General features: G+C 37.9%; 18 protein-coding genes, 6 tRNA genes and 1 rRNA gene. 24 read left to right on the forward strand and 1 reads right to left on the reverse strand.

The annotated features are described in order from the left end of the window. Positions 1 to 4 precede the first annotated feature (4 nt). The 24 genes from rrf (at position 5) to SNE38_RS11100 (ending at position 17,196) form a co-directional block, all read left to right on the forward strand. Positions 5 to 120 (forward strand): 5S ribosomal RNA (gene rrf, locus SNE38_RS10985). A gap of 380 nt (positions 121 to 500) precedes the next feature. Next, positions 501 to 641 carry a hypothetical protein gene (locus SNE38_RS10990; RefSeq protein ID WP_225223808.1) on the forward strand — a complete coding sequence of 47 codons (141 nt, stop codon included), beginning with the start codon at positions 501 to 503 and terminating at the stop codon, positions 639 to 641. Between the two features lie 116 nt (positions 642 to 757). After that, complete coding sequence (locus SNE38_RS10995; RefSeq protein ID WP_336046493.1) at positions 758 to 949, forward strand: hypothetical protein; 192 nt, start codon at positions 758 to 760, stop codon at positions 947 to 949. 274 nt (positions 950 to 1,223) lie between these two features. Next, a tRNA-Asn gene (locus SNE38_RS11000) sits at positions 1,224 to 1,299 on the forward strand. A 133-nt stretch (positions 1,300 to 1,432) separates the two neighbouring features. Continuing rightward, positions 1,433 to 1,507: transfer RNA gene (locus SNE38_RS11005), tRNA-Glu, on the forward strand. 44 nt (positions 1,508 to 1,551) lie between these two features. Next, positions 1,552 to 1,627, forward strand: a tRNA-Val gene (locus SNE38_RS11010). A 31-nt stretch (positions 1,628 to 1,658) separates the two neighbouring features. After that, positions 1,659 to 1,742 (forward strand) — tRNA-Tyr (locus SNE38_RS11015). A gap of 13 nt (positions 1,743 to 1,755) precedes the next feature. Then, positions 1,756 to 1,830 (forward strand) — tRNA-Gln (locus tag SNE38_RS11020). Positions 1,831 to 1,848: 18 nt separating this feature from the next. Continuing rightward, positions 1,849 to 1,921 (forward strand) — tRNA-Lys (locus SNE38_RS11025). A gap of 190 nt (positions 1,922 to 2,111) precedes the next feature. Then, positions 2,112 to 3,014: an arginase gene (rocF, locus tag SNE38_RS11030; protein ID WP_191704200.1), complete on the forward strand. Its 903-nt coding sequence runs from the start codon at positions 2,112 to 2,114 to the stop codon at positions 3,012 to 3,014. Between the two features lie 154 nt (positions 3,015 to 3,168). Continuing rightward, positions 3,169 to 3,732: an RNA polymerase sigma factor SigW gene (gene sigW, locus SNE38_RS11035; protein WP_191704201.1), complete on the forward strand. Its 564-nt coding sequence runs from the start codon at positions 3,169 to 3,171 to the stop codon at positions 3,730 to 3,732. Positions 3,733 to 3,745: 13 nt separating this feature from the next. Beyond that, positions 3,746 to 4,363: a zf-HC2 domain-containing protein gene (locus tag SNE38_RS11040; RefSeq protein ID WP_191704202.1), complete on the forward strand. Its 618-nt coding sequence runs from the start codon at positions 3,746 to 3,748 to the stop codon at positions 4,361 to 4,363. Between the two features lie 250 nt (positions 4,364 to 4,613). Next, complete coding sequence (cdaA, locus tag SNE38_RS11045) at positions 4,614 to 5,450, forward strand: diadenylate cyclase CdaA (RefSeq protein WP_191704203.1); 837 nt, start codon at positions 4,614 to 4,616, stop codon at positions 5,448 to 5,450. After that, positions 5,443 to 6,441 (forward strand): CdaR family protein, encoded by a 999-nt coding sequence (locus tag SNE38_RS11050; protein WP_191704204.1) that lies wholly within the window; start codon positions 5,443 to 5,445, stop codon positions 6,439 to 6,441. The genes cdaA and SNE38_RS11050 overlap by 8 nt, the downstream gene beginning before the upstream one ends. Before the next feature lie 86 nt (positions 6,442 to 6,527). Further along, entirely contained in the window at positions 6,528 to 7,880 is a 1,353-nt protein-coding gene (gene glmM / locus SNE38_RS11055) for a phosphoglucosamine mutase (RefSeq protein WP_336046495.1), read from the forward strand. A 356-nt stretch (positions 7,881 to 8,236) separates the two neighbouring features. Further along, entirely contained in the window at positions 8,237 to 8,761 is a 525-nt protein-coding gene (locus tag SNE38_RS11060; protein WP_191701466.1) for a type 1 glutamine amidotransferase domain-containing protein, read from the forward strand. Between the two features lie 641 nt (positions 8,762 to 9,402). Next, positions 9,403 to 11,202, forward strand: a complete 1,800-nt coding sequence (gene glmS, locus SNE38_RS11065) for a glutamine--fructose-6-phosphate transaminase (isomerizing) (RefSeq protein WP_191704206.1) — start codon at positions 9,403 to 9,405, stop codon at positions 11,200 to 11,202. A gap of 260 nt (positions 11,203 to 11,462) precedes the next feature. Beyond that, positions 11,463 to 11,909, forward strand: coding sequence for a hypothetical protein (locus tag SNE38_RS11070; protein WP_336046496.1), 447 nt, complete (start codon positions 11,463 to 11,465; stop codon positions 11,907 to 11,909). Between the two features lie 377 nt (positions 11,910 to 12,286). Beyond that, positions 12,287 to 12,787, forward strand: coding sequence for a sigma-70 family RNA polymerase sigma factor (locus SNE38_RS11075; RefSeq protein WP_336046497.1), 501 nt, complete (start codon positions 12,287 to 12,289; stop codon positions 12,785 to 12,787). Further along, positions 12,780 to 13,622: a TIGR04104 family putative zinc finger protein gene (locus tag SNE38_RS11080; protein WP_336046498.1), complete on the forward strand. Its 843-nt coding sequence runs from the start codon at positions 12,780 to 12,782 to the stop codon at positions 13,620 to 13,622. The genes SNE38_RS11075 and SNE38_RS11080 overlap by 8 nt, the downstream gene beginning before the upstream one ends. 85 nt (positions 13,623 to 13,707) lie before the next feature. Continuing rightward, positions 13,708 to 14,220, forward strand: a complete 513-nt coding sequence (locus tag SNE38_RS11085) for an RNA polymerase sigma factor (RefSeq protein WP_336046499.1) — start codon at positions 13,708 to 13,710, stop codon at positions 14,218 to 14,220. After that, positions 14,213 to 15,343 carry a hypothetical protein gene (locus SNE38_RS11090; protein WP_336046500.1) on the forward strand — a complete coding sequence of 377 codons (1,131 nt, stop codon included), beginning with the start codon at positions 14,213 to 14,215 and terminating at the stop codon, positions 15,341 to 15,343. Before SNE38_RS11085 ends, SNE38_RS11090 begins: the two co-directional genes overlap by 8 nt. Positions 15,344 to 15,465: 122 nt before the next feature. Next, positions 15,466 to 16,083: a YdhK family protein gene (locus SNE38_RS11095; protein ID WP_336046501.1), complete on the forward strand. Its 618-nt coding sequence runs from the start codon at positions 15,466 to 15,468 to the stop codon at positions 16,081 to 16,083. A 237-nt stretch (positions 16,084 to 16,320) separates the two neighbouring features. Continuing rightward, positions 16,321 to 17,196 carry a pirin family protein gene (locus tag SNE38_RS11100; protein WP_191704211.1) on the forward strand — a complete coding sequence of 292 codons (876 nt, stop codon included), beginning with the start codon at positions 16,321 to 16,323 and terminating at the stop codon, positions 17,194 to 17,196. Positions 17,197 to 17,244: 48 nt separating this feature from the next. On the opposite strand, the gene SNE38_RS11105 is transcribed toward SNE38_RS11100, so the two are convergent. Continuing rightward, complete coding sequence (locus tag SNE38_RS11105) at positions 17,245 to 18,012, reverse strand: sulfite exporter TauE/SafE family protein (protein WP_191704212.1); 768 nt, start codon at positions 18,010 to 18,012, stop codon at positions 17,245 to 17,247. Between the last annotated feature and the right edge of the window lie 77 nt (positions 18,013 to 18,089).

Raw genomic sequence — 18,089 nt, forward strand, 5'->3', positions numbered from 1 at the left:
ATAGTCTAGTGATGATGGCAAAGAGGTCACACCCGTTCCCATACCGAACACGGAAGTTAAGCTCTTTAGCGCCGATGGTAGTTGGGGGCTTCCCCCTGTGAGAGTAGGACGTCGCTAGGCTCAAAAAGTCGCTGCTGATTCAGTCAGTAGTGGCTTTTTTTTATTTTAAAAAGATAGTGAATTAAAGATAACAAGCATGACCTGAAAGGATAAGACTTTCTGGGGCATGCTTTTTTTATTTAACGAACGTAAATACCTTAATGATTTTGAAGATACGCATTAAAGGTTGAGGGTTTAAAAAGGTTCGCCAATCGATCTTTGAACAGATTTCCGGATTTGAAACTTTTACAACTAAAGTACCGTATACAGAAGGGAAATTTTAATTAAGGGGGGAGCTGATGCGTAAAATACTGTATATAGCGGTAGCTAGTGTATTGCAGGCGGCCTGTGGCAATGATAATAACAAGCAGTACAGATATAACTACTAAAGGACAAACTGAATGCTCTCAGGAGGTCATCCAGATGAACGGAGCATTATTAGGGAATGGCAAGACATGATCGAAATTCCACAGGCACCATTGGAAATTATTTTAGATTTGCAAAAAACGGGCGGAAATATATCGGTGCCAGCCCAAGGATGATTAAGTGAATTTTCATTTGAATTCCGCTTACTTTAAATCCATATACAGAAGCTTCTATAACATATGAAGAACATTCTCTCCCTATTTTCGGCGGGGAGTTAAACGTAGCATTACAAATGCCCGAACAACCTACAGGGGAGCTTATTATCCATGCAGGTTCTGGACCAACGAATAAAGATGGAAATACTATTGGTGGTGGGTCTAATAATAGCCTAAAGATGATTGCGGAAAGTTTAGCAGACCAGGGAATTACCTCAATTCGTTTTGATAAGCGGGGTATTGGAGAAAATACAGCCCTAATAGCATAAGAAGAAGACTTAACATTTGATATGTATGTAGAGGACGTCACGTCGATTGTGGACTATGCTAAAATTTACAGCCGCTTTTAGCGAGTGGCTTATTAGATAAAATTGTTAAATTCGTGAAGTAAAATAGCTTCTAGATAAGAGGATTATTTTCTCACTCTGAAAATAAGAATGTAAGAAAAATTATTTTAAAAAATTGCTTGTATAAAATAAAAACGTTGCTATAATAATAAATGTACAAGGGAAACAATGTACTCGGGTACATTTATAGTAGCGTTCCGAAGTAGCTCAGTTGGTAGAGCATCCGGCTGTTAACCGGCAGGTCGCAGGTTCGAGTCCTGCCTTCGGAGCCATTTTTTTTTGCTCTTTTGTATAGTGAAATTAAAAACAAAAATTTTAAAAAAATTTTTTCAAAAAGGCTTGCATGATATTAAAAATGATGATATTATAAATCTTGTCTTAAAGAGAACGTAACATTTACATAACGGCCCGTTGGTCAAGTGGTTAAGACACCGCCCTTTCACGGCGGTAACACGGGTTCGAATCCCGTACGGGTCACCATTTAAGGCTTCATAAAAAAATAATCAGTAACACTTGTTATGTATGGAGGATTAGCTCAGCTGGGAGAGCACCTGCCTTACAAGCAGGGGGTCGGCGGTTCGAGCCCGTCATCCTCCACCATTCATTGTTTAACAGTGTTGCATCATTTGTCGGAGGGGTAGCGAAGTGGCTAAACGCGGCGGACTGTAAATCCGCTCCTTAGGGTTCGGCGGTTCGAATCCGTCCCCCTCCACCATCTATAAAATGTTTGGGGTATAGCCAAGCGGTAAGGCAACGGATTTTGATTCCGTCATGCCCTGGTTCGAATCCAGGTTCCCCAGCCATTTTTTTTATTTTTTTCTGAGCCATTAGCTCAGTTGGTAGAGCATCTGACTTTTAATCAGAGGGTCGAAGGTTCGAGTCCTTCATGGCTCACTTTTATTTTATAAATTTAGAAGTGCACTTAAATTAAAAAATTACAATCCTTTACTTATATTTATGAGTAAAGGATTTTTTGCATTTTAAAGGGAAAATCGTGTAGGAAATCGAAATTTCAATAGAGAGTTTAGCTGAGCATAGTATAGCCGACAAATATATTAAAAAGATATCGTAAGGGGATGGGAAAATGAATAGAAAAATTTCGATTGTAGGTGTTCCATGTGATTATGGTCAACAACGTCGTGGGGTGGATATGGGACCAAGTGCTATTCGATATGCAGGCTTGCAGCAACGTTTAGTAAATCTAGGATTTGAGGTTGAAGATGAAGGCAATATTCAAGTAATTGAAAGAAATGCAATTGAAAAGAAAGACGAAAAACTTCTAAATTTAGATGAAGTAATTAAAGTGAATACAGCACTTGCCGAGAAAGTATATGAAGTTGTAAAAAAAGATTGTACACCGCTAGTATTAGGGGGTGACCATAGTATAGCAATAGGTACGTTAGCAGGACTTTCCATGAAATATAAAAACTTAGGAGTAATATGGTTTGACGCCCATGCCGATTTAAATACACCAGAGACAACACCTTCAGGAAATATTCATGGTATGCCTCTTGCTACAAGTATAGGGCTTGGACACAAGAGATTGACTTCAATATTACACGGAGAACCAAAAATCAAAGCAAAAAATATAATCATTATTGGCGGGCGTTCGATTGATGAAGGGGAACGTGAATTAATAAAAACGCGTGGAATTAAAATCTATACGATGCATGAAATTGACCGACTTGGAATGACGCATGTAATGGAAGAAACGGTGAATTATTTCAAACAAAATGAAATAGATGGAATGCATCTATCTCTTGATTTAGATGCATTGGATCCTTTATATACACCTGGAGTTGGAACACCGGTTGCTGGAGGAATTACCTATCGAGAAAGTCATTTAGCAATGGAGATGATTCAGGAATCAGGATTGCTGACTTCTGCCGAATTTGTTGAAGTGAATCCTATACTGGATGAACGTAATAAAACGGCTGATGTAGCAGTTGCGTTAATCGGTTCTTTGTTTGGTGAAACTTTAGTATGAATATTGTGGAAAAATGGGTAGAGCATAATGAAATTTGTTATAATAGGTACACATATTTTTGCGGAAAAGATAAAATAAATTTTTTTGAAAATGAAACCTTTTAAGAAACAATCCGTATATATAGAACAGCTGAAAAGGTGGAGAGGAAAGACAAATGGATGCGTTAGTAAATAAAAGAATAAAGCAAGTGCTTAAAGGTGATCAAAACGCATATGCCGACATTGTTAACCTCTACCAGCACAAGCTGTACCAAGTATGTTTTCGAATGCTTGGAAATAAACAAGAAGCAGAAGATATTGCTCAAGAGGCGTTTATACGTGCCTATATTAATCTACATTCGTATGATCAAAATCGAAAATTTTCAACATGGCTTTATCGAATAGGTACGAATCTATGTATCGACCGTATTCGGAAAAAGAAACCAGATTACTATTTAGATGCCGAAGTTGCTGGGACAGAAGGATTGGATATGTACTCGCAAATTGCTGCTGATGAGCAATCACCTGAAGCTGCCGTTGAACAAATGGAGCTTCAGGACAGAATTCAATATGAAATCAGTCGCCTCCCTGACAAATATCGTTCGGTCATTGTTTTAAAATATATTGAAGAGTTATCGCTCCAAGAAATTAGTGAAATTTTAGATATGCCGCTTGGTACAGTAAAAACCCGTATTCACCGGGGTCGTGAAGCGTTAAGAAAGCAGTTAAACAATTTGTAGGAGGAAGATACGCATGAAAACGTGTGCATCAAAATTCGTGGATTATATGCACGAATATTTAGATGGTGATATTAGTCGTGAGCATGAACAATCATTAAAACAACATTTGCAGACATGCCCGGACTGCCAACAACATATGCATGAATTAAGTGACACGGTTGCGTTTATCAAGAGTGCAGCGCATATTACTGCCCCTCCAAGCTTTGAGGAACAAGTGATAAGTCGTTTACCGAAACGCAAAAATTCTGTCGGCATAAAGCGTTGGTTCCGTCAGCATCCGCTACTCATGGCTGCTGCATTGTTTTGCTTGTTTATGAGTGCTACAGTGCTAGGTAGTTTCCCGAATGACAATCAATTTTCTGTGACAAAAAAGCCAAATATAGTTGTTGAAGGGCAAACGGTAACAGTTCCCGCTGGTGAAGTTGTTAAAGGTGACATCGTTGTGAAAAATGGCGATATCATTATTGAAGGGGAAGTAGATGGGAATGTCACCGTGATAAATGGAAACTATATGGCATCTACAGCAGTAGTTACAGGACAAGTAGAGGAAATCGATGAAATGTTCGAGTGGCTATGGTTTAAAATTAAAGATGGCTTTAATAATTTGATGGCGGTCTTTAGCAATAAATAAATAAATAAATAAATAAATAAATAAATAAATAAATAAATAAATAAATAAATATCAGTTTTACTGAAAATCACATAAAAATAAATTTTTCCTGACGAATGGTGAAACTTTCTTCAAAAAAATGACGTTCTATTATAAAAGGCAAAGTCTACTCGTTCGGGTAGACTTTTTTCTGTTATGAAAGTTAATCAATGCCAAAATTGTGCTATACTAAAGGCAATATGGATTAGCTATAAAAGGTGGGGGATGCCACATGCAAATAATTGAACAATTTACAGACATTGCTGCTGTAGATATGATTTTTAAAGTGTTGGACGTACTGCTTGTATGGTACGTAGTTTATAAGGCATTGACCCTCATTAAAGGAACGAAAGCCGTTCAATTATTAAAAGGGTTGCTGATTGTTGTTTTAGCGAAATTTGCTACCTACGTTTTTGGACTCGATACACTTGATTGGCTATTGCAGGAAGTAATTGACTGGGGTTTCTTGGCCATCATCATTATATTCCAACCGGAAATTCGCCGGGCGCTTGAACAAATAGGGCGAGGGAAGATTTTCCAACGCACTAATAACCAACAGGAAGATGAACAAACACGTTTAGTCGAGGCAATAAAAAAATCTGTGAGCTATATGGCGAAACGTCGGATTGGTGCACTTATTTCAATTGAAAAAGATACAGGTCTAAATGAATATGTGGAAACAGGCATTAAAATGGATGCCGCGCTTTCTTCTGAATTAATGATTAATATTTTCATTCCAAACACCCCATTGCATGATGGAGCTGTAATTATCCAGAAAAACCGAATTTCGGCTTCTGCCTGTTATTTACCGTTATCTGAAAGTGCATTTATTTCTAAGGAGCTAGGAACACGTCACCGAGCTGCACTGGGATTAAGTGAAGTCACAGATGCCATTACAATTGTAGTATCGGAAGAAACAGGTGCGATCAGTATTACAGCAAACGGCAATTTACACCGTAATCTCACTATGACTGAATTTGAAGAGCTATTACGTAAAATGTGGTTTGGTCCTGAGCAAGATTCTAACTTAGCATCTAAGTGGACTTGGGGAGGGAAAAAGAATGGATAAATTATTCGATAGCCCGTGGATGCTACGGTTAGCAGCATTGTTTTTAGCGGCTGCTTTGTTCCTGTACATTCAAACAGAAGGAAATCGAACAGCTGATTCGGGTTCGTCAAACGAAACAGATGTCATAACAAATGTCCCGCTGGAAGTGTATTATGATTCAGATAATCTGTTTGTCACAGGTATTCCTGAAACCGTCGATGTGAAAATTTCCGGACCGACTGCAATTGTTTTAAAAACGAAGCTTGAAAAGGATTTTAAACTATTTGTCAATTTAAACTCATTGTTAATCGGTGAACATAGCGTTACAATACAGCAGGAAAACTTTTCTGAAAAACTTAATGTATCAATTGAACCGAAAATTGTTAATGTGACAATTGAAGAAAAAATTACCGAGCAGTTTCGTATAGAGCCTGAGATGAATAAAAGCCTTGTTGCTGAAGACTTCATCGTAAATAGGATGAGTGCAGAACCGACGAAAGTTGCTATTACAGGTGCAAAAAGTGTGATAGATAACATAAGCTTCGTAAAGGCGACAATTACAGGTGAGAAAGGTTTAAAAGAATCATTTGAGCAAGATGCGACTGTAAAGGTACTTGACCGTGATTTAAATAAACTGGATGTGCGTGTTAATCCAGATAAAGTTAAGGTGAAGGTAGAAATTAATGAATATAGTCGAGAAGTCCCGATTACATTGAAGGAAATTGGGGAATCAGTAGATGGGCTTACGATTGAAAAGTTGTCGTCAGAGCCATCCCGCATCACTGTTTATGGGGCGAAAACGACAGTGGATGCTTTGGAAGAAGTAATTGTAGAAGTATCTCGTGAAAAAATTACTGAGTCTGGCTCCTATGATTTTAGTATTCCGCTTCCTACAGGTGCAACGAAGCTATCACAGGATAAACTAACGGTATATGCAGAGGTATCAGGTAAGCCTGTTCAGGAAGAGGAAAGCGAAGCCAATGCAGAGGAAAGTGTTGACGACGCTGAGTAAAACTAACTACCAATAAAACAACCAATCCACATTAGGTGGTAAATTTAAAACGTATGTAATTTAAGCGTTGAAGGAGAGAGAAAGTAATGGGTAAATATTTCGGAACAGATGGCGTCCGCGGTGTCGCAAATAGTGAACTAACACCAGAGTTGGCGTTTAAACTAGGTCGTATTGGCGGCTATGTGCTAACGAAGGATGCTAAAGATCGCCCGAAAGTATTAATTGGACGAGATACACGTATTTCTGGGGAAATGTTGGAAGGTGCACTTGTTGCAGGTCTCCTTTCAATTGGTGCGGAAGTTATGCGTTTAGGAGTGATTAGTACACCAGGTGTTGCTTATCTTACACGTGTCATGAATGCAGAAGCAGGGGTCATGATTTCAGCTTCGCATAACCCTGTGGCGGATAACGGCATTAAATTTTTTGGTCCAGATGGCTTTAAATTAACAGACGCACAAGAAGCAGAAATTGAAAGCTTAATTGATGCAGAAGAAGATACATTACCACGTCCTGTAGGTGCTGCTGTTGGTTCAGTGACAGACTACTTCGAAGGTGGACAAAAATATATTTCATACTTAAAACAAACTGTAGATGAAGATTTCGAAGGCTTACATGTGGCGGTTGATTGTGCACATGGGGCAACTTCATCTTTAGCAACACATTTATTTGCAGACTTAGAGGCCGATATTTCTACTATGGGTGCTTCTCCAGATGGTTTGAATATTAATGAAGGTGTAGGTTCAACACATCCTGAAAAATTAGCTGAATTTATCTTAGAGCGTAATGCAGATGTTGGCCTGGCCTTTGATGGAGACGGTGACCGTTTAATCGCAGTGGATGAGAACGGAACAATTGTCGATGGTGACCAGATCATGTTTATCATCGGAAAGTATTTACAAGCAAAAGGTCGCCTAAACAAAGGTACAGTCGTTTCTACTGTAATGAGTAATATGGGCTTCTACAAAGCATTAGAAGAGCATGAAATGACAAGTATTCAAACAGCAGTTGGTGACCGCTATGTCGTAGAGGAAATGCGTGCAAACGACTATAACCTAGGTGGCGAACAATCAGGTCACATCGTATTTTTAGATTACAATACAACTGGTGACGGACTTTTAACGGGAATTCAATTAGTAAGCATCATGAAAGCAACAGGTAAAAAACTATCTGAGCTTGCAGGTGAAATGACAATTTACCCGCAAAGATTAATCAATGTTCGTGTTACAGATAAACATGCAGTAACACAAAATGAAAAGGTTGCAGCAGTAATTGCTGAAGTGGAAGCGGAAATGGCCGGCAATGGTCGTGTGTTAGTCCGCCCTTCAGGTACTGAACCTTTAGTACGTGTGATGGTAGAGGCAGCTTCTGCGGAGGCTTGTGAAGAATATGTTACCCGCATTGCAGATGTGGTAAGCGTAGAAATGGGTTTAGCTGAATAACATAGAATAAGGCGCCGGGAGTGATGGAGACATTGCTTTCGGTGTTTTTTGCTTTTGTAGGGATGGCTAGGGGCTCATTTTTCAATATACTGACACGAAGTTCTAATATAGCTAAAAAAGATCTAGTAAAAGACCATTTTTCTGAAATAATTTCAGTGTTCTAAAATTCGGCTCAAATCGTCTAATATCATGGTGAAGTGTCCTAAAATCAAACATATCTTTTCTAATATTAGCTTCATTTATTCTAATTAAAGCACCTTACTAAAAAGCTTATAACTAAACCAATAAATGTTTTAATTTATAATCTTGAGGGAAACGATATAGTGTACCCTATTAAGACGAAGGAGTGTTTTACATTGGCTAAAATTGCAACATTAATTACAGATAAGTTTGAAGATGTGGAATTCACAAGTCCGAAAGAAGCACTGGAAGCTGCAGGGCATACACTTGTAACGATTGATAAAGAAGGAAATAAATCAGTTACAGGTAAGAATGGTGAGGCTACAGTTCAAATCGATAAAGGTGTGGCAGATGTAAATCCTGCAGACTTTGATGCATTGTTTATCCCAGGAGGTTTCTCACCGGATTTACTGCGTGATGATGATCGTGTCGTAGCATTCGCAAAGTATTTTATGGATGAGAAGAAACCTGTATTTGCGATTTGCCATGGTCCACAACTATTAATTACGGCAAAATCCTTAGAGGGAAGAGATACGACAGGTTATAAATCAATTAAAGTCGATTTAGAGTATGCAGGTGCAAAATTCCATGATGAGGAAGTATTTGTTTGTCAGGAACAGCTTGTGACAAGCCGAACTCCAGATGATTTGCCGGCATTTAACCGTGAAATCGTGAAGTTATTAAAAGATAAGGCACTGTAATAGTGCTCTTAGCATAAGATAAAATAATAGTGCATATCCCGTTTGGAAGTCATTGGAGTGAATGAATAAATCAGTGGACAGCCCAATTCTTCACTGATGCGTTATTCCAATGACAAAACGGGATTTTTTTCTATGAAGCGCTTACATTAGAAGCAGAGGATTGACGTATGAATTTGATTATGTGTATGATGGAAATGCTCATGGAAAAAACTATTTCCTAAGTTGCGCTAAAGGAGGGAAAAATGCGCATAAAATAAAATCGGAAAAAAAGTAAAAGCGCCAGAGCTAAGGAAATCGAGCGAACATTAATCCTTAGCTGACGAGGTGGAGGTTTATCGAAATTTCGGCGGATGCCTCCCGATCGCACATGCCCGGTTGTAACTTTCGTTTTAAAACAGAGAAGTGATTTTCTGGACAGAAGAACGAAACGGCATACAAATAAAAAATACTAACAAGCTACATCACCTTTTAAAGAGTAGGAATTTTATAGATGAGTGGACACCTTGCTAAAAGAGAGCAAAGAACATCTTCTAATTAACATTCCTAAAGCGCATCCGGCGAAAAAAAGGTAGATTTCGTAGTCTGCTTTCTTATTGCCAAAAGTCGCTTAGATATAGCTGTTGCATCGGAGGAAATGGATTATGTGTGGAATTGTAGGATATAATGGTGTATTAGACGCAAAGGAAATTTTATTAAAAGGTTTAGAGAAACTAGAATACCGTGGCTATGACTCAGCAGGGATTGCTGTTCATAATGAAGAGGGTATTACAATTTTTAAAGAAAAGGGCCGTATTGCTGATTTGCGTAAAGCAGTAGATGGCGATGTCGAAGCTGCAGTAGGAATTGGTCATACTCGTTGGGCAACTCACGGTGTACCGAATCGCTTAAACGCTCACCCGCATACAAGTGCTTCAGGAAGATATACGCTTGTACACAATGGCGTTATTGAAAACTACCACTTATTACAAAAAGCTTATTTAAAAGGCACAAAAATGTCTTCAGATACAGATACAGAAGTTATTGTTCAGTTAGTTGATTTATTTGCAAAAGAAGGACTATCAACATTAGAAGCATTCCGTAAAACTTTATCGTTAGTGCATGGTTCATACGCATTAGCGCTTTTAGATAACGAAGATGTTGAAACAATCTATGTAGCGAAAAACAAATCTCCTTTATTAGTAGGTGTTGGAGAGGACTTTAATGTTATTGCTTCAGATGCAATGGCGATGCTGCAAGTAACAGATCAATTTATCGAATTACATGATAAAGAGGTTGTTATTGTGCGTAAAGACAAAGTAGAAATTTCTACTTTAAATGGCCGTTCGGTTGAGCGCGCTCCATTTACAGCAGAACTAGATGCTTCTGATATTGAAAAGGGTACTTACCCTCACTATATGTTAAAAGAAATGGATGAACAGCCTACTGTTATCCGTAAAATTATTCAAGCTTATGAACAGGGCGAAGATGTAACGGTTGATGCTGATATATTAGATGCATTGGCAGAAGCTGACCGTCTATATATTATTGCAGCGGGTACGAGTTACCATGCTGGATTAATCGGTAAACAGTACTTTGAAAAAATTGCTGGTATCCCGGTAGAAGTGCATATTTCAAGTGAATTTGGCTACAACATGCCATTACTTTCGAAAAAGCCTCTATTTATCTTTATTTCACAATCAGGTGAAACAGCAGATAGCCGTCAAGTATTAGTGAAAATTAAAGAGCTTGGCTATAAGTCATTAACTGTAACGAACGTTCAAGGTTCGACGCTTTCTCGAGAAGCGGACTACACATTACTGTTGCATGCTGGACCAGAAATTGCCGTAGCTTCTACTAAAGCTTATGTCGCACAGATAGCTGTGTTAGCGGTGGCGGCTTATGCGGTGGCAAAGCAAACAGGTGTGGCACTTGATTTTGATTTAAAACAAGAACTGGCAATTGTTGCAAATGGTATTCAAACAATCATCGATTCAAAAGATAAAATGGAGCAAATTGCTGAAGATTACTTGAAAATTGCACGTAACGCATTCTTCATCGGCCGTAACATGGACTTCTGTGTATCGCTAGAAGGTGCATTAAAGCTAAAGGAAATTTCTTATATTCAAGCAGAAGGATTTGCTGGCGGTGAGTTAAAGCATGGTACAATTGCCTTAATTGAAGAAGGTACACCTGTATTTGCTTTAGCAACACAAAAAGACGTAGCGCTTAATATTCGCGGTAACGTTAAAGAAGTTGTTGCGCGTGGTGCCAATGCATGCATTATTGCAATGGAAGGTATGGAAGAAGAAGGCGATTGCTTAGTGCTTCCTCCTGTTCACGAACTATTAACACCACTTGTATCGGTTGTACCGTTACAGTTAATTAGTTACTATGCGGCTCTTCACCGTCGTTGTGATGTAGATAAACCACGTAATCTAGCAAAATCGGTTACAGTTGAGTAGAATGATAAAAACAACCTCTATGGGTGTTTAAAGACAAAAAAGTCGGGAACTGATACAAAAAAAGTATGGCTAACGCCATGCTTTTTTTTCTTAGATATCTAATGTTTAAGCAGATTTGGGGTAGAAAGTTGTTATATCCAATGCAGAAAACAACTCTCCAGACAAAACTCACTCCCTACTCTCTTTAAAGGGATTGTAGAATATGAGTAGAATTATATATCTATAATGTATGTATAAAACTAATAAACAGGGGGTGCTTTGTGAAAAGAAATATAAAAGTAATTGAGGATAAAAAAACCTTTTTGATAGCTATTATTTCACTTGGAATAATTTATCTATTCCTAAGTAATTATTGGCACTATCCTTCTCCACCAATTGAAACAATTACTTCAAAAGAAGTTATTAACCTATTAGATAAATCCGATAGCGGGTTTGTAAAAATTTCCACAGAAGGTGAATATGATTGGTATGTAGGAAAGACCGAATCTGCTCTTTCAAAGCATGTGTTTAGACCCCTTTCAGAAGCAGGTTGGGAGTATCAAGATGCAAGATATTATTATGATTCAAAGGGTAGACTTGAAAGCTATGACCGTATTTATGTTAAACCTCAGTCTGGTACCCAACCATCCATGACGCTTGAATTAAATATCCATATCTGGACTTCTGAAATCGATTTTTTAAAAATACGAAAAGGTATTAAATTCTAAAATTTATATCCAACATATTAAAGGTATATTTCGTTTCCTCATGAAATCCCAGTACCCGACTTTTATTTTCGTGAATGTTTAAACATAATGCAATAATGTGGGTTTGAACACCTCGTAGTACCCAACTTTTTTGTATATAATCAGTGGGTGAAATATCCATAGAGGTTGTTTCATATATCATTGACTAAAAAATTAAATTGAAAATGTGCATAGAAAAAACCAAGAAATTTTGATGTTGATTTGATATTGAATAAGAAAAAGTTACCTTCTGTCTCCACCCCTCTATTTAACGAGGGGATTTTTTAGTATATTTAGATAAAAATGAGATGTCCTGCTCATTTTTTCCGTCTAAATAAGTATAGAAAGGAGGCGGGCGAATGGATATTGAATATTACGTAGAGCAATACGGGGATTATTTATATCGCATTGCCTACATTTATACGAAAGATCGACAAGCAGCGGAAGAAGTAGTGCAGGATGTTTTTATCAAACTGTATGAAACGCAACAGTTTGAACAGAAAAGCTCGGAGAAAACATACTTAACAAGAATGACGATTAACCGTTGCTATGATTATTTGCGAAAATGGAAGGCAAAGAAAGCACAGATTGTTCATTACTTTATGAGGCAGGAGCCTAGTGGTGAGCAGGTAGTAGTGGAGGATGAGGAGCGGGATGAAATTGTGGAAGCAATTTTGAAGCTACCTTTAAAGTACCGGGAAGTATTATTGCACTACTACTATGATGACTTGTCCATTGCAGAAGTGGCATCTTACATCAATATTCCGGAATCGACAGTAGCTACGAGACTGCAAAGAGCACGTCAAAAACTGAAAGATCAATTGCCAGCAATCGAATGGGAGGTATTGCGTGATGAATAATTTAAAACAACGATTGGAACCAATACGTTTAACGAAAGCGCAAAAGCAGCAAATGATTGCCAATGCCAAAAAACCGTCAAAGAAAGAGAAATCATACATACCGGTAATTTTACCCGCTTTTCTTATTTTAAGTGTCTTTTTTGTGAGTATTAGTTTTGCGCCAAACAGCTGGACCCTTCAGCCGACGACAGCTTCCACTGGTAGTGAATCACCGTTTCACAATATATCATTAGCAGTCGTGCTTTGGTCAGTGGCAAGTTCGATTGAGCTGATTGTGATGTATTTTATCGGGAAAGCTTGTATAGCCAATACGAAACGTTGGCAAACAAATGAAAGAGTGCAAGAATGGAATGCTTTTTTATCAAAGCCGATTCAACCTAAAATTGTGGTGATCCTAACACTTCTTCTTTTATGGGGAGGAACAATTTATTTTGCGAGCCTTTGGTATAGCCAGTTAATTTTTGTCATATTATCCGTAGGTTTGGTTACATTATGGGTTTTATATGATGCTCGGGATCGCAAGCAATCACATTGTCCACATTGTAAGACCCCATTTACACGAAAACAAATTTTCCGTAAAACCTATATGCCCTATCGTGAAAAATGCGATTCTTGCCAAAAAATTATTTATTTAGAGGGTAATGCCACACAAAGTACAATGAGATATGCACTAATACCATTAGCACCGATCTGGCTACAAAATTTCCTGTCACTTCACTTTGCCTATGTATTGTTATTTTCAGCGCTAATTGTTGTATCCTTAACATATTTTTATACACCGCTTATGGTACAGTTTACTGATCGAGATACGACAATGGATGATTTTAAGAAGTGAGAATTTAAGCTTGGCAAAATATGCTAAGCTTTTTTCGTCTTTTTAGCAGTCAGCTTCGTTTATATAAAGAAGGGAGGGAGAAAGTTTGAAATCTTCCGAGTTCATTGAAGAAGTGATGCATACATATACCGACTACCTGTTTCGCATCGCCTATTATTACGTAAAAGATTCACATATGGCAGAAGATATTGTGCAGGATGTGTTCATGAAATTATATTGTTTGAACTATGTGGAACAAGGGGAACTAAAGGCGTATTTATCTCGAATAACAGCGAATGCGTCCAAAGATTATTTAAAGAGTTGGGCGTACCGCAAAATCAAGTTAACCGAAAAGTTATTTTCAAAAGAAAATGTTTTACATAGTGATCGCTTAGTGCACCAGGAGGAATTAAATACAATCGACAAAGGGATATTAGCATTGCCTCTAAAGCAAAGGGAGGCAATTGTTTATTACTATTTAGAAAGTTTATCGACCAAGGAAATTTCGGAGCTTGTAGAACGTCCCGAAAGTACAGTGAAATCGAGGCTAAAGAGTGGACGGGATTTGCTAAAGCAAAATCTTTCAAAAGAAGAATGGGAGGTGCTTTTACATGACTAATTATCGTTTAACACCACTTCGAGATACATCGAAGAATAAAAAGCGCATTATGGAACATATGCGAAACAATATGCCATCATCTAAACCAACATTTAAACGTAATTGGATGCCGGCGCTCATTGCTGTTTTCACGCTTGTCGTTGCTATATTTTTGATTGGTCCTTCTATGTATCAGGCGTTATTTAATAAACAAGATTTTATGATTGAGAAAGTTGTGTTTCCTGAAGTAGCCTATACTGCGTTAACTAACTCGACTTATCTTGATGAGACAAATGAATTTATTTATTGGACAGAGCGCGGATTTTATTCATTTGATGTTACTAGTAAGCAAGAAAGATTATTGGTAGAAACAACTCACTGGGGTTATGACTATGGAGTATCAGAAAACTGGGTTGTTTGGGCACAGCCTGTTGGAAATGAGGAGAAACTCCATGTATTGAATCGTCAAACGAACGAAGTCCAAATATATGAGACGGATTACTTTTACGGGATTGAAGTGAAGGATGATACATTGATTTATATGGGGCTCACTAGCATTGATGCGAATTCTTCAAGTGTTGCGTATAAAATGATGGATTTGAAAACAGGAGAAATCAAAGAGTTGCGAAAACATGATGGAGAAGGGGGGAATAGTCTTCCGGAGATTAATGGAAGTCTTATCGTCACTTCTGAAACAGTTGAAATGGAAAGCGGTATGTCGACTGTAATTACCGTACAAGATTATAAAGAAATAAAAGATTACGGAAACTATACAGTGCCCTATCGATCTGTTCAAAGTTTGCAGTTAAAAGGAAATCACGTTTACGGATATATGTGGAATGAAGGAGACGATGAGCCTTTTATCGGTTCAATTGATATGGAAAGCGGTCAATTCCATGCAATTAAAACTTCTTTCGAGGTACATGACTTTGCAACAGATGGTGAGCATTTTGCTGTTTCGGTACAAAGAGGCGACAGCGATACAGTATGGCTCTTTGAAAATAATGATGGCGCATTAAAGCGAGTATCTAAATTGCCAAGTATTAAAGAACGTCTTGTTTTGCCAAGATTTACGGAAGCCGGTACACTTGTCTTAAATGGAGAAGGACCAGATCTCGCCATGTACTTAATACGATTTAAATAGTGTGTAAAATATGGGTATTTAGCGTCCATCTGACTTGTAATCCCAACACGGGTGTTTTACGGTTACCAAGTTTGGCTTTACACACTAAGGGTAAATACGTTAATAGTTAGGAGGGATAGACAATGAATACTAAATTTAAGATGGGCATTATTTCTCTTTCTGCTGCCTTAGCACTTGCTGCATGTGGCGGTGAAGGGGATGAAGATACTACTCAAAATAAAACAACACAGGAAGAAACAAACGGAATGTTAAATGAACAAAGTGAAGGTGCAGAAAAAAGTAGCGAGAAAGACATGGATCACTCTTCAATGAACCATTCGGGGACAGGCGAAGTTCCAGTAAATTTAAAAGAAGCACAAAATCCAACATTACCTGTTGGGAGTAAAGCAATTATCCAGACGGATCACATGCCTGGTATGAAAAATGCTGAAGCCACAATTGCAGGAGCTTTTGATACAACGGTATATACGGTTTCCTATACACCGACTACGGGAGGAGAAACCGTTAAAGATCATAAATGGGTTATTCATGAAGAAATAGAGGACGCAGATGAAGCGCCTTTAGAACCTGGAACAGAAGTATTACTTGATGCGGATCATATGGAAGGAATGCAGGGAGCAACTGCCACAATAGATTCAGCTGAAGAAACAACGGTTTATATGATTGATTATACTTCCACAACAGGAGAACAAGTAAAAAATCATAAATGGGTAACAGAAAGCGAACTATCTTCTAAATAAAATCAGAAAGGTGTCCATGTAAAGGTGGACATCTTTTATTGGGCATCCTTCTCGAAAGATGGGTGCCTTTTTGCATTTAGTTATAAGGTAGAAGTAACAATTATAAAAAATTCAGTGGCATAAAAGTTTAGTTGCTTGAGAGGTAATTAAAATATATCTATACTTTAATTATGCAATAAGTGTTGTGTAAACGATAGTTGTTAATAGGCGGCAGAGTAGATCAAAGGGGGCTTTAAAATGAAGAGCGATTCAACATTTCAAAGAGAAGTAAAAGATTATTGGTATCCGAAATATAACAAGAATGGTTACCCTCATATTCAGCAGGGCTTCATCCTTTCTCCAGACAGGAATAAAGAATTTGATCCATTTATTTTAATGGCGGAAGACTGGTTCAAACGTGGAACATTCTCAGATCACCCACATCGGGGCTTCCAAACGGTAACGTATGTAATCGATGGAAGACTTGAACATATAGATAATGCAGGTGGATATAGCGTATTAGATGCTGGCGATGTTCAATATATGAATGCAGGTTGGGCTGCTAGACATGCGGAAGAAGCTTATGATGATGATCTTATTCATACATTACAGCTATGGCTGAACCTTCCGAAAAGCCTGAAACATACAGAGACAACTTATCAAAATATATATGTAGAAGATGCGCCTGTTGTAAATTTTGAAGGGGGCTCCATTCGAGTATATTCAGGCGAGATTGCAGGAGTAACAGGACCAATGAATAGTTTAGTCCCGATAACGATGACAGAAATTAGCCTCCGCGAAGGAGCGGAGTATACACATGTCTTACCTGAAAACCATAATTCATTTTTGTATATGCTGGCAGGAGAAATGGCGTTCGGGGATAATGAGACAAAGATTGCTAAAACAGGGGCAGCTACTTTATCCTTTTACGAAGAAGGTTCAGAAACTAATCAAAGTGAGTTGAAAATCAAAGCAGTATCGCGTTCCAAAGTGTTAATTTATTCAGGCATTCCAATCCGTGAAGAGATTGCTCTCGGTGGACCATTTGTAATGAATACAATGGAAGAAATCAAAGAGGCATTCCGAGATTTTCAGCAAGGGAAGTTTGGCGCACCGGCCGTAAAAGAAAAGTAAGTTCAAAGAAACCAGATGGAGCGAAATCATCTGGTTTCTTTTTATAAATTAAAATAGTAGATCAGCGATAACTTGGACAATTAATAAGAAAAAGATAATAGGAAGCAAAATCTCAATCCATTTACCCTTTAAATAAGGGATAATTTTAAGACCGATTTGGGAGCCAACGATTGATCCGACAGCTACTGGAACGGCAACGCCCCAATTGACAATTCCATAAAAAAGGTAAAACAAAAATGCGGTCGTACAGCTTGCAAACATAACAAAGCGGGTCATTTCAGCAGCCATTACATAGCTGAATTGTTTTTTTAGAAAGTACGTTATATTTAAAAGCGCGGACCCCGTTCCAAGCCCGCCGTCATATATTCCTATAAGAAATGGAGCTATTAAAGTAGTTTTCTCTTCAATCTCAGGTTGTTCGTTAACAACTGCTTTTTTATTACTTTTTAAAACGAAAATGAACATCACGATTAACACAATACAAGCCACAATATTCATCGTTTGTTCCGACAGTCTTGTTGCTAAAAAGGCTCCGCTTATTCCGCCAACTGCAGCGATGAGCATGAACGGGATCATTTTTTTCAGCTGTACTCTCTTTTTCATTGTCAGAACAATAACCGTAGAAAATGAAGATATGCCTGTTGCAAACTTATTTATTGCAACGGTAGCATGGATTGGGATGCCGACTAGTAATAAGGAAGGAAGTAATACAAATCCTGCCGCTCCAAACATTACACCCACAACTGCTGCAAGCAAACCAATTCCAAATAATATGAGACCATCAAATGATAGCCACTCTAGTAGTAAGTTTTCCAAACAAATCACCCCTAATGACAAAATACTGCTATACTACTCATAAAACAAATATATATATTTTGTTTATTCATAAATTT

This window comes from Solibacillus ferritrahens, from assembly GCF_037027585.1.
GTDB classification, from domain to species: Bacteria; Bacillota; Bacilli; order Bacillales_A; family Planococcaceae; genus Solibacillus; species Solibacillus ferritrahens.

Excerpts from the sequence above, each read along its gene's own strand:
- SNE38_RS10990 (WP_225223808.1), top strand. The coding sequence starts at position 501 with ATGCTCTCAGGAGGTCATCCAGATGAACGGAGCATTATTAGGGAATGG.
- SNE38_RS10995 (WP_336046493.1), top strand. The coding sequence starts at position 758 with ATGCCCGAACAACCTACAGGGGAGCTTATTATCCATGCAGGTTCTGGA.
- rocF (WP_191704200.1), top strand. The coding sequence starts at position 2,112 with ATGAATAGAAAAATTTCGATTGTAGGTGTTCCATGTGATTATGGTCAA.
- sigW (WP_191704201.1), top strand. The coding sequence starts at position 3,169 with ATGGATGCGTTAGTAAATAAAAGAATAAAGCAAGTGCTTAAAGGTGAT.
- SNE38_RS11040 (WP_191704202.1), top strand. The coding sequence starts at position 3,746 with ATGAAAACGTGTGCATCAAAATTCGTGGATTATATGCACGAATATTTA.
- cdaA (WP_191704203.1), top strand. The coding sequence starts at position 4,614 with ATGCAAATAATTGAACAATTTACAGACATTGCTGCTGTAGATATGATT.
- SNE38_RS11050 (WP_191704204.1), top strand. The coding sequence starts at position 5,443 with ATGGATAAATTATTCGATAGCCCGTGGATGCTACGGTTAGCAGCATTG.
- glmM (WP_336046495.1), top strand. The coding sequence starts at position 6,528 with ATGGGTAAATATTTCGGAACAGATGGCGTCCGCGGTGTCGCAAATAGT.
- glmS (WP_191704206.1), top strand. The coding sequence starts at position 9,403 with ATGTGTGGAATTGTAGGATATAATGGTGTATTAGACGCAAAGGAAATT.
- SNE38_RS11075 (WP_336046497.1), top strand. The coding sequence starts at position 12,287 with ATGGATATTGAATATTACGTAGAGCAATACGGGGATTATTTATATCGC.
- SNE38_RS11080 (WP_336046498.1), top strand. The coding sequence starts at position 12,780 with ATGAATAATTTAAAACAACGATTGGAACCAATACGTTTAACGAAAGCG.
- SNE38_RS11090 (WP_336046500.1), top strand. The coding sequence starts at position 14,213 with ATGACTAATTATCGTTTAACACCACTTCGAGATACATCGAAGAATAAA.
- SNE38_RS11095 (WP_336046501.1), top strand. The coding sequence starts at position 15,466 with ATGAATACTAAATTTAAGATGGGCATTATTTCTCTTTCTGCTGCCTTA.
- SNE38_RS11100 (WP_191704211.1), top strand. The coding sequence starts at position 16,321 with ATGAAGAGCGATTCAACATTTCAAAGAGAAGTAAAAGATTATTGGTAT.